This window comes from Pseudoalteromonas sp. APC 3495, from assembly GCF_030407645.1.
Lineage (GTDB): Bacteria > Pseudomonadota > Gammaproteobacteria > Enterobacterales > Alteromonadaceae > Pseudoalteromonas > Pseudoalteromonas tetraodonis.
In genome coordinates this window covers 45531-56628 of record NZ_JASDDA010000002.1, presented here as the reverse complement: position 1 = coordinate 56628, position 11098 = coordinate 45531, and the positions used below count along the sequence as shown (strand labels likewise).

Annotated in this window: 11 protein-coding genes; 3 read left to right on the top strand and 8 right to left on the bottom strand. The window is 41.0% G+C overall.

The annotated features are described in order from the left end of the window. Nucleotides 1–3 precede the first annotated feature (3 nt). The 3 genes from dapD (at nt 4) to QL984_RS01085 (ending at nt 4345) form a co-directional block, all read left to right on the top strand. Nucleotides 4–831, top strand: coding sequence for a 2,3,4,5-tetrahydropyridine-2,6-dicarboxylate N-succinyltransferase (gene dapD, locus QL984_RS01095; protein ID WP_013465432.1), 828 nt, complete (start codon nt 4–6; stop codon nt 829–831). A gap of 236 nt (nt 832–1067) precedes the next feature. Next, the gene (locus QL984_RS01090; RefSeq protein WP_058155040.1) at nt 1068–2084 is read left to right on the top strand and encodes a tetratricopeptide repeat protein; all 1017 of its coding nucleotides are present in this window, start codon (nt 1068–1070) and stop codon (nt 2082–2084) included. Between the two features lie 230 nt (nt 2085–2314). Beyond that, nucleotides 2315–4345 carry a BCCT family transporter gene (locus tag QL984_RS01085; protein WP_096038624.1) on the top strand — a complete coding sequence of 677 codons (2031 nt, stop codon included), beginning with the start codon at nt 2315–2317 and terminating at the stop codon, nt 4343–4345. 82 nt (nt 4346–4427) lie between these two features. Here QL984_RS01085 and QL984_RS01080 read toward each other — a convergent pair whose 3' ends face one another. From QL984_RS01080 to pspA, 8 genes are all read right to left on the bottom strand, one after another. Next, nucleotides 4428–4772 carry a 4a-hydroxytetrahydrobiopterin dehydratase gene (locus QL984_RS01080; protein WP_013465435.1) on the bottom strand — a complete coding sequence of 115 codons (345 nt, stop codon included), beginning with the start codon at nt 4770–4772 and terminating at the stop codon, nt 4428–4430. 38 nt (nt 4773–4810) lie between these two features. Beyond that, nucleotides 4811–5608: a phenylalanine 4-monooxygenase gene (phhA, locus tag QL984_RS01075; RefSeq protein WP_013465436.1), complete on the bottom strand. Its 798-nt coding sequence runs from the start codon at nt 5606–5608 to the stop codon at nt 4811–4813. Between the two features lie 238 nt (nt 5609–5846). Further along, nucleotides 5847–7028, bottom strand: a complete 1182-nt coding sequence (gene megL / locus QL984_RS01070; RefSeq protein ID WP_024601802.1) for a methionine gamma-lyase — start codon at nt 7026–7028, stop codon at nt 5847–5849. 135 nt (nt 7029–7163) lie between these two features. Further along, nucleotides 7164–8192, bottom strand: coding sequence for a TIGR01620 family protein (locus QL984_RS01065; RefSeq protein ID WP_024601801.1), 1029 nt, complete (start codon nt 8190–8192; stop codon nt 7164–7166). Next, nucleotides 8189–9607, bottom strand: coding sequence for a YcjX family protein (locus tag QL984_RS01060; RefSeq protein WP_024601800.1), 1419 nt, complete (start codon nt 9605–9607; stop codon nt 8189–8191). Before QL984_RS01060 ends, QL984_RS01065 begins: the two co-directional genes overlap by 4 nt. Before the next feature lie 63 nt (nt 9608–9670). Beyond that, nucleotides 9671–10069, bottom strand: a complete 399-nt coding sequence (gene pspC / locus QL984_RS01055; protein ID WP_013465440.1) for an envelope stress response membrane protein PspC — start codon at nt 10067–10069, stop codon at nt 9671–9673. Then, entirely contained in the window at nt 10066–10299 is a 234-nt protein-coding gene (gene pspB / locus QL984_RS01050; RefSeq protein WP_008111014.1) for an envelope stress response membrane protein PspB, read from the bottom strand. Before pspB ends, pspC begins: the two co-directional genes overlap by 4 nt. Nucleotides 10300–10365: 66 nt before the next feature. After that, entirely contained in the window at nt 10366–11025 is a 660-nt protein-coding gene (gene pspA, locus QL984_RS01045; RefSeq protein ID WP_016899278.1) for a phage shock protein PspA, read from the bottom strand. Nucleotides 11026–11098 lie beyond the last annotated feature (73 nt).

Below are 11098 nucleotides of genomic sequence, written 5' to 3'. Positions count from 1 at the left end.
ACTATGTCAGATTTAAAAACCATGATTGAAAATGCGTGGGATAACCGCGACAGCATTAGCCCTGCTACAGTATCAAGCGATGTTAAACAAGCGATTATAGATGCGCTTGAGCTATTAGATAGCGGCGCTGCTCGCGTTGCAGAGAAAATTTCAGGCGAATGGGTTGTTCACCAGTGGCTTAAAAAAGCAGTACTACTTTCATTTAGAATTCGTGAAAATCAGCCAATGAACGACGGCGTAAACCAATTTTACGACAAAGTACCGCTTAAATTTAGCGACTACACGCCGGAGCAATTTCAGCAAGGCGGCATGCGTGTCGTACCCAACGCCGTTGCTCGTAAAGGCAGCTTTGTAGGTAAAAATGTCGTATTAATGCCATCGTACGTAAACATAGGTGCATTTGTTGACGATGGCACCATGGTTGATACATGGGCGACAGTGGGCTCATGTGCTCAAATTGGCAAGAACGTACACTTATCTGGCGGCGTAGGCATAGGCGGCGTTTTAGAGCCGTTACAAGCCAATCCTACCATCATTGAAGACAACTGTTTTATTGGCGCACGTTCAGAAATTGTTGAAGGCGTAATTGTTGAAGAAGGCGCCGTTATTTCAATGGGGGTTTACATTAGCCAAAGTACCCGTATTTACGACCGTGAAACCGGTGAAATTCACTATGGCCGTGTGCCTGCCGGCGCTGTTGTGGTTCCAGGTGCACTGCCTTCAAAAGATGGCAGCCATAGCTTGTATGCGGCTATTATTGTGAAAAAAGTAGATAAACAAACTCGCGAAAAAGTGGGCATTAATGCCCTACTGCGCTCGATTGATGAGTAATACGGTGCTTGGATTGAGTGAAACGAAACCCAACGATACTTTTAAAGTTAAGTACTTTAGCTAAACTTTAATTGAATCTTTAAAAGCCTTAAACCCTTCTGGGTTTAAGGCTTTTTTGTTTTTTAGCTATAGCAGATAGCCACATCGTTGAGTATGCTCATCGCAATTGCGTTGCTTTGTTAGATGCCTACAACTATAGTGAATTAACGCATAGTTCGATTGTCGAGGTTAAGTTGTTGCGGCTTTTTGTAATAAGTTGGTTGATATTATTATGTTCAAAACACGTCTTTGCTAATGACTTCAATACCTTTGAAAAAAAATTAGACGAAGCCGAAGATTATCTTACTGTTAATCCAGCTCAATCTATTACTATTTTAGAAAACCTCACAGGGTTACAACTCATGCCGCCAGAATTATTTATCCGCTGGCACCTTATCTATGCCCGTACAGCAGTACCTACAAGTCACTATGACGAGCTTTATACATCGATTGACGCAATATTTCAGCATCATCAAACTGATTATTTCAAACAAAAACTGACCACCATTATGAGTGCCTTGGGAATATGGCTTCGCCATGCAGAATATTTAGACGATGCCCAGTACTCATTTAAATGTGCTTACAAATATGCGCAAAACGATCGTCAACGCTTAACACTCACCAACAGTATGGCATTGGTTGCTCGCTCGCAAGATGACTTTGCAAAAGCGCGTGCCTTGTACCTTGATAGCCATAAAATCACCACACAATTACAGCTTCCCAATGTAACTGCACTGATAGAGAGTAACTTAGGTTATTTAGCCCTAGATGAGGGCAATATACCCGAAGCTGAGCGCTATTTTAGAAGTGCATTAAGTAATAACCAAAACATTGATAAACGCGCGGGGCAAATCTCAACCGGGCTTAATTTATTAATGGTTTTTTTGATTCAAGAGCAGCAAATTAATTTTGAGCGACTCTATAGCCCAACGGCCACATTAACCCATGCCTTTCCCAACGAAGCGAAACAAGCATTACTTTTTTGGCTTGAAATAGGCTACAAAAATTTGACTGGGGGTTTTATAAGCCAAAAAGACAAACAACAGTTACAAACTGCGTATGAGCAATTAGAAAGCGATAAAATGAAACAACTGGTCGCGCGCTATTTAGCCAACAAGCTAGATGTAGCTGTAACCTTACCCGCCCCTATTGTCGCTAAGGACTTTACCAGCCCTTGGTTTGAGCTGGTAAAGCAATGTGATTGGAAACGCTAAGACTCGATTTAGTCCTTAGCCTATATAAAGCTATACCCCTCTAAAATAAATACTTTAATACTCTCACATCAACTTTCTCTTACTTTCTTTTTTAAAACCAAGCTGCTGTAAATATTAACTTTAATTTAAAAAAATGACATTTTTAAGCTGCAAAATTAGCCAACCCTAGTGAATTTATAATAAGGTAGTCAGGCATACTTGAAAGTTAGCAATTAATATTAAGGATTAATATGACAAAAACTGCTTTACGCTCAACCATTTTGCTACCTGTATTTTTGCCCGCAGTATTTATTATTCTACTTTTGGTGATTGGTACAAGTAGTAACCCTGAACTCGCTGGTCAGGCATTTAGTGTTGCCCTTGCGTGGATAACAGAAACCTTTGGCTGGTTTTATATGTTGTCTGTCGCTATTTTCTTGGTATTTATTGTCTCGGTCGCGGCTTCTAGTTGGGGGAATATAAAATTAGGCCCTGATCATGCAGAGCCACAATACAGCTTTGGTGAATGGTTTGCCATGCTCTTTTCTGCCGGTTATGGCGTGGCACTGCTTTATTTTGGTGTTGCTGAACCTGTGCTGCATTACGCATCCCCGCCATCGGGGGCGGCTGAAACCGTTGATGCCGCCAAGCAGGCAATGCAAATTGCCTTTTTCCATTGGGGATTTCATATTTGGGCTATCTATGGAATTGTTGGTTTAGTGCTTGCTTATTTTGCATTTCGCCATGGCTTACCACTGTCTATTCGCTCTGCCTTGTATCCACTTATTGGCGATAAAATTTATGGCCCAATCGGCCATACTGTGGATGTATTTGCCATATTAGGTACTTTATTTGGTATTGCCACTACACTAGGGCTTTCGGTGACTCAAATAAATGCTGGCCTACATTACTTATGGCCAAACATCCCTATTAATACCACAGTGCAAATTACGGCCATTGCCGTAATTACTGCAGCAGCAACACTCTCAGTGGTGGCCGGTATGGATAAAGGGGTCAAGCGATTATCAATTGTGAATATGACCTTAGCGGTTTCACTAATGGCTTTTGTGTTTTTCATTGGCCCGACTATCCATATTTTAGAATCATTTTTACAAAATACCGGCAGCTACCTAAGCGGTATTGTTGAGCGTACTTTTAATTTACAAGCTTATAGTCGCAGTGATTGGATTGGTAACTGGACTTTATTTATATTTGGCTGGACGATTGCGTGGGCACCGTTTGTGGGTATGTTCATCGCAAAAATTAGCCGTGGTAGAACCATCCGACAATTTGTTGTTGGGGTAATGTTAGTTCCCACTATTTTTACCTTTTTATGGTTTTCAGTCTTTGGTGATACGGCACTTAACTTAATTATGAATGAGGGGTTTGATACGCTTATTGGCGATGTACAAGCAAATCATGCCGTCGCATTATTTCAATTATTTGAAGTGTTACCACTGTCATTTTTCATTTCACTGCTCACTGTCATTTTGATCATAACTTTTTTTGTTACATCATCTGATTCAGGCTCTTTAGTCATTGATTCACTCGCCTCTGGAGGAAGCATTAATACGCCGGCTTGGCAACGCGTGTTTTGGGCGGTACTTGAAGGTGCTGTGGCGGCTGTTTTATTAGTGGCAGGCGGACTAAGTGCGCTGCAAACCATGACCATAGCCAGTGCCTTACCCTTTGCTATTATTATGCTAATTGCCACGGCGGGGCTTTGGCGAGCTCTAAAAATTGAAGCCCATCGAGACACCAGCTTGCAAGCACATACACTTAATAGCCGCAACATTAACTTGTCTCACTGGAAGCGTCGTTTAGCGGCTATGGTCAATTACCCTAATAAAGAAAAAGTACATACTTTTATTGGTAGCGTGGTAGTTGAGGCAATGAAAGCCGTACAAGCAGAATTGAAATCTAGACAATGGCATGCAGTGGTAGAATTTGATACGGATTTAGGCCGCGCTCATTTAACGGTACTGCGCCATGAACATGTGGATTTTGTTTATGATATTCGCCTTACCGAGCATCCTATGCCAAGCTTTGCTTACTCAGAGCTAAAGCCTGATAACAACGATGCTGAAAAGTATTATAAGGCCGACGTGTTTTTACGTCGTGGTGGTCTGTCATACGATGTTTATGGCTACACTGAAGATGATATTGTGAAAGATATTCTCGACCAATTTGAAAACTACTTACACTTTCTAGGTAATAGCCCAGGCGAACTTCCTTGGGATATGGCCGAACATGATGACATGTTAAATACCGATAAAGCTTAACGGATACAGCCAGTATTGGTAAAAACGGTAATTAAAAATAAAAAAGGCACTGTAAAGTGCCTTTTTATTTACTCAAATATAATTACAGCGCGTTAAATACATCGTCTGTTTTAGCGGCACAAATAAAATCGTTTTTATGCAAACCTTTAATTGAATGGCTCCACCAAGTAACAGTTACTTTACCCCATTCGGTTAATAGACCAGGGTGATGGCCTTCGTCTTCAGCCATATCGCCAACTTTATTAGTAAATGCAATGGCCTGCTTAAAGTTTTTAAACTTATAAACGCGCTCTAATTGCATAATACCGTCGCGTACTTCCGGCACCCAATCAGGGATTTTTTTAATTAATTCAGCCAATTCTGCATCTGATACTTTTGGAGCATCTGCATGACAGGCTTCACATTTTTGTTCACTTAATGAAGACATTTTAAATCCTTAATTCTAGTGTTACTTTTATTAAAAAACTAACTAGCTAATTTTTCTTTTGGGGGAAATTTCGGCTCGTGTAAACCAAGCGCCTTAGCTTGCTCAACTAAAGTCATTATATCCATTTGCGATATTTCAAACAGATCATGAATCGAATTAATGGTGTAGTACAGCGGCTGCATAATATCAATACGGTATGGCGTGCGCAGCACATCTAACACATTCATTGGATTAATTTCTGGTGTATCAGAGTACACGTATTGGGTTTCTCCTGGGCTTGATAAAATACCGCCCCCGTAAATACGTAATCCTTTTTCAGTTTGCATCAAACCAAATTCGACCGTAAACCAATACATGCGCGCTAAATAAACGCGGTCTTTTTTCTCTGCCGCGTAACCTAGTTGCCCGTACTTATGCGTAAATTCAGCAAAGTCAGGATTTGTTAGCATGGCACAGTGGCCGAATATTTCATGAAAAATATCGGGCTCTTGTAAATAATCAAATTCTTCACGGCTACGAATAAACGTAGCAACAGGAAACTGCTTGTTGGCCAGTAGTCTAAAAAACTCATCAAAGTCGATAAGTGCAGGTACAGGTGCTACTTGCCAACCTGTTGTTGCCAATAACACTTCGTTTAGCTCACTTAGCTGTGGAATACGATCATGCGGTAGGTTAATTTTTTTTAACCCTTCCATGTACTCGTCACAGGCTTTGCCTTCAATGCACGCAAGTTGGCGTGCTACAAGCTCAGACCAAATTTTATTTTCTTCATCGCTCCAATGTATAACGCCATTTTCATCTGGTGTTTTAGAGGTGTAATTACTTGCTTTAGCCATAAATACCTTCTTTGGGTTTAAACCCTAAATCGGTGTCAAAATAATAGCCACATACTCGGCTATTCGATGTAGCCATACTATGCAAAAGTGAACAAAAGTTTAATAGCTTGACTCAGATCAATACTTTCGCAGAACGCGCATATCGTAAACTTATAATTACATCAGAGCAAAGATAAAAACACACCCTATATTTAACAGCCCTTACAGATCGAAATCTCTGTAAATAATAAATTACACCTTACGATATTTTAGTAAATGCTTGGTTGAGATCGTTAATAATATCATTAACATCTTCAAGCCCAACAGATAAGCGAATTAAACCATCACTAATTCCGGCTGCTAATCTTTCTTCGGGTGTGTAAGGCGAATGGGTCATCGATGCAGGGTGTTGAATAAGTGTTTCGGCATCGCCTAAGCTAACCGCTAAAGTACATAGCTTCATGCTATCAATAAACTGCTCACCGTCGGTTAAACTCCCTTTAATTTCAAAAGCAATAACACCGCCAGCAGCTTTCATTTGCTTACCAATAAACCGATGACCTGGGTGCGACTTCAGTCCAGGATAGTACACTTTACTCACTTGAGGGTGAGCCTCTAAATATTCAGCAATCGTTTGCGCACTCTGGCAATGACGCTCTACCCGTATAGCTAATGTTTTTAAACCTCGGTTAATTAACCATGCATCGTGTGGGCTAATCGTCGCGCCTATATCTTTTAACACCGTCATTTTAATATGTGTAATGTGCTCAAGGGATCCACACACAATACCTGCGACTACATCGCCGTGACCATTTAAATACTTGGTAGCACTGTGCATAATAATATCGATGCCGTATTGTTTAGGTGACTGTAGCAGCGGCGTTAAAAAGGTATTGTCGACCACACTTATTAAATTATGCCGTTTTGCTACATCACCAATAAGTGCTAAATCAATAACGGCCATCGTTGGGTTTATCGGGGTTTCTGCAAATATCATTTTTGAGTTTGGCTTTATTGCAGCACGTAACTCATCTTCATTGGTCATATCCACAAAGGTGACTTCAATGCCCCAACGCGGCAACATATGCGCAAAAAAAGCAAAGGTGCAACCATAAAGCGCACTTGATGCAACTAAGTGATCGCCTTGTGATAAAAAGCTCAGTACTGAAGCCGATACCGCTCCCATACCTGTAGCCGTTGCCGCTGCAGCCTCACAGCCCTCTAATTGCGCCACTTTTTGTTCAAGTTCAGTGGTGGTAGGGTTACCCAAACGCGTATAAATATAACCGGGCTCATCGCCAGCAAACCGTGCAGCACCTTGGGCGGCATTTTCAAAATGAAATGTCGATGTTTGGTATAATGGCGAGGTTAATGCGCCATGGGGATCATTGGCTTTTTGTGGACCATGGATACATTGGGTGTGTGGATGATGCTTGCTCATTATGTGCTCTCGTTTTTATTATGTGTGTCAATTACATAAATAAAACGCACCGCACTTTAAATCACAAGCATGCCGGATGCTCAGATGGCTATTTGTGCAAACTTTACTCAAAAAGCTGTACACAAATATTGCCAACTATTTACTCTCGGCTCTCTTAGTGCGACTCATAATTTTACTCGCAACCCCTTGAACAGTGCCTTTTAACAAGCTGCGTTTATTTTCAAGACGCGGTAAGGGTCGGCTTAATTCCATGGCTTTATAGCCTATACGTGCTGTAAATATACCCGCACTGACGCCTTGCGCGGCTCGCCCTGAAAGTTTGCCTAATAGCTCAGCACTAAGTGCCGTGGCCGCTAAATCAGATACAAGCTCTGCACTGCCTACAAACATGACTTGTTTTAACAGCATTCGATAGAGTTTAATGCGACTGGCGTAACCAAAACCAATGCCATAAATTTTACCTATTTGTTCAATTAATTTTGTACCGCGCCATAACACCGCCATCATATCCACCAGCGCAAGAGGGCTTAATGCGACTAATAAGGCTGACTCTGTTGCAAAGCGGTTTATAAGCTTTTTAGCTTGGGTGTCTTGCGTTACCAGTAGGCTATTAGCGTAAAGTGTCATTATTTCTTTATCACTATGGTGCGTAGCAACTTGGTTTTTAAAGTTTTCAAAATTGTCTAACTGCTGGTGCTTGTTCAATTTTTCAAGCCAAGGGAGTGCACCACCCACTTGCTCACTGTTTAATAACCTATCGGCTTCATGGCGATGCAGCTGATTACGCTTTAAACTGCGCAACATCCGATACTCTCGCCATAACAATCTTGTTATTAATAACACACCGCTTACCACAGCGGTTAAATAAACACTGCCCAAAATAAGCGATTGCTGATAAGCAAGCACAATAGAAAACCCAAACTCTAGCAGTACTAAAATAATAAAGCTGAGCGCAAACAAGCCTTTGAGCGTTTGCCATTTTGACTTTTTATACACCGGCTCTAAATCAACTTCAGGCTCAAGCGCATCATCCTCAAGCTCAGAGGTGTAATCACTTTGTCCGTGTTCAATAATTTTAGCGGGTGTTAACGCAGGCTCGTTTTGCTCAATATTTTGTGCATTAATACGACGCCCTGCTTGAAACTGTTGCGTTGACTCACTCATGTTAATTTGTCTCCTAGCAGGTACTGCATCACATGATCTAATCGAATATGTTTAAGTTGTTTGTCGGGGCTTGGCATCGGCGAAAATGACAAAAATTCAAACCCTTGCGCTGGCCACTCACTTTTATTAAGCATTCGACTTGGCGGCTCTGGTGGTAAATAAGTCAGCCACTCATGCTCATTTAAAGGTTTACCGTAAACGCAATCAAGAGTTTGACCTTTATCAACCACTTGGCGAGGTTGGGTTGCGGTAATTGATGACATAGCCATAGTTTCAATTTGTACACCGTCAAACTTTAAATGATTACTTTGCTCTTTGACCAGCGAGTCTAGTAACAAGGCTAACGCTTTATGATGCTTAGCACTGATGTGATCTGACTTATTAGCAGCAAACAATATTTTATCAATATTCGGTTTGAATAAACGTTTAAAAAAGCCAGACTCCCCATAACTAAAATGTGCCAACAATTGATTAATAACACGGCTTTGCTCATGCAAAGTTTCATGGCCTTCATTTAATGCACTGAGTACATCAACCAACACAATTTGGCGGTCAAAGTGACGAAAATGCTCATTATAAAATGGCTTAACGACTTCTTTCACGTAAGCATTAAAACGTTTAATTAAATGCGCTAAATTAGAACCCGCCACCACATCGTCTTTCATCATTTCAGGGTTTATTGGAAAAAATAACAATAACGGCGCACCTTGCAAGTCGCCCGGCATTAACATTCGCCCGGGTTGTAGCATCGCAAGTTTGGTGTCTTTTTTTAGCCCTACCAGCATGCGTTGATAACGTTGTGCAATGTTAGCAAGCTCACTTTCATCCACAGGGGCATGTAAATCAAGTTGCTCTACGGCGTGTAAAAAATCGCCTGAGGTAGCGCTGCGAGGAGACTGATTTAATAATGGGTATTGCTGTTCACACCACGCAGTATAGCTTTGTTCAAGCATAGGTAAATCGAGCAGCCATTCGCCTGGATAGTCAATAATATCAAGGTATAACGTTGATTGCGGTGAAAAATGACCTCGCAGACCCGCATTACTTTGGTATTTAATCGCCAAGCGCAGAGTATTTATTCGCTCTGTAGACGCCGGCCAGGCAGGGTTACCTTCCATTGGCAGTAAGGCACTCATTGCACGGTTATAATCAAAGGTGGGCACGTTTAATGCCTCTTGCGGCACAATTTTAGTGGCAATATGACGATGCTCGCGCATCACATCAAAAAAAGGTAAGTTGTTGTCATTCGCCTGAGAGGTTAAGTGCTTAACTAACGCACTTATAAACGCGGTTTTACCACTGCCGCTCAACCCAGTTACAGCAAGCTTAACATGTTGGTCTAAACTACGGTGCAGGGCTTTTTGTGCTTTGCCTTTAAAAGTTTTAAAGGTCTTTTTTGCAAATGATTGGCTCATAAAGTGTTTTGCACCCTATCTGCCGTAATTGTTCACGTTACAAACAAGGTGCTTATCAATCCTTTAAAGTTTATTAATTTCACGACTGACTGTAAATTCGCTTGAGGTAACGTAACGTTCCATCTCTTGTAAGCGAACATCAACACGTGTTAAACGCTCTTTTAAGTCTTGTAATGCACGACGAGGTGGCTCGCCCTTTTGCCATACTTTAAACTTAACTTCTAGTGGGTCATCACTGTAAGTTGAATGCGTTTTATGTGTTGCAGCAGGTTTTTTATCTAAAATAAACCATGCTGCAATGTACGCTACCACAAATAATGGGCCACCGGTTAGTAGTACCGCACTAACAAATATAATGCGAACTAACCATAACTCCATATTAAAGTAGTCACTTAAACCGGCACATACGCCAGCTATTTTGCCGCGTTGTGGGTCTCTGAATAATTCGCGTTTAGTGTTCATACTTTTTGTCTCCACTGAGGTGACTCTTGATCAAGCAACGCTTCTAATGTTTCTACTCTATCAGCCATTTTTTCAGCTTTTTGTGCAAGCTCCAATAATTGGCGATGCTCATGCTCACTCAACCCTTGGCTTACTTGCTTTTTGCTACGGTAGTGTAAAATTAACCACAGTGGCGCAACAAAAATCATAAATAAGATAAAGGGGGCAACTAGTATCTCTGGATCAAACATAATCCTCTCCTGATAATCCGTATTCTATGTTGATGTCAGGGGCACGTGGCCCCTGATATTATCGTTTTATTTATTTGCGAGTTTCTTTTTAAGTTCAGCTAACTCGTCATCAATCTTTTCATTCTTTTGTAAGTCTGCAATTTCATCAGCTAACGTTTGTTTACCTAAATCATAAGACTCTATTTGAGATTCTAGCCCATCAATTTTGGTTTCGTAACGTTCAAAGCGATTAAGTGCATCCTCTACTTTAGAACTATCAAGCGCTTTTTTAACTTCAAGGCGCGACTCAGCCGAGCGTTGACGTAAAATAATCGCTTTTTGACGTGCCTTAGCATCTGCTAGCTTTTCTTGTAGCGTAGTTACCTCTTGTTGTAGCTTCTCAATATGAGACTCTACATGGTCAAGTTCACTTTCTACCGCAGCAACTGCGTCGGCTGATTTTTGCTTTTCAAGTAATGCTGAGCGTGCTAAATCGTCACGATCTTTGCTCAGTGCCAATTCGGCTTTATCTTGCCAATCGTTTACTTGGGCTTTTAGTGTGTCTACGCGACGTACTAATTCTTTTTTCTCAGCGAGTGTTTTTGCTGATGTAGAGCGTACCTCTACCAGTGTATCTTCCATCTCTTGGATAATAAGACGAACCATTTTTTCAGGGTCTTCTGCTTTATCTAAAATGGCATTGATATTAGAATTAACAATGTCTGCAAAACGTGAAAAAATTCCCATAACATATACCTCTATTATTTAATCTAAATGTGTCTGCTTTTATTAGTATCAATATGCTTGCCAACTTTTTTAC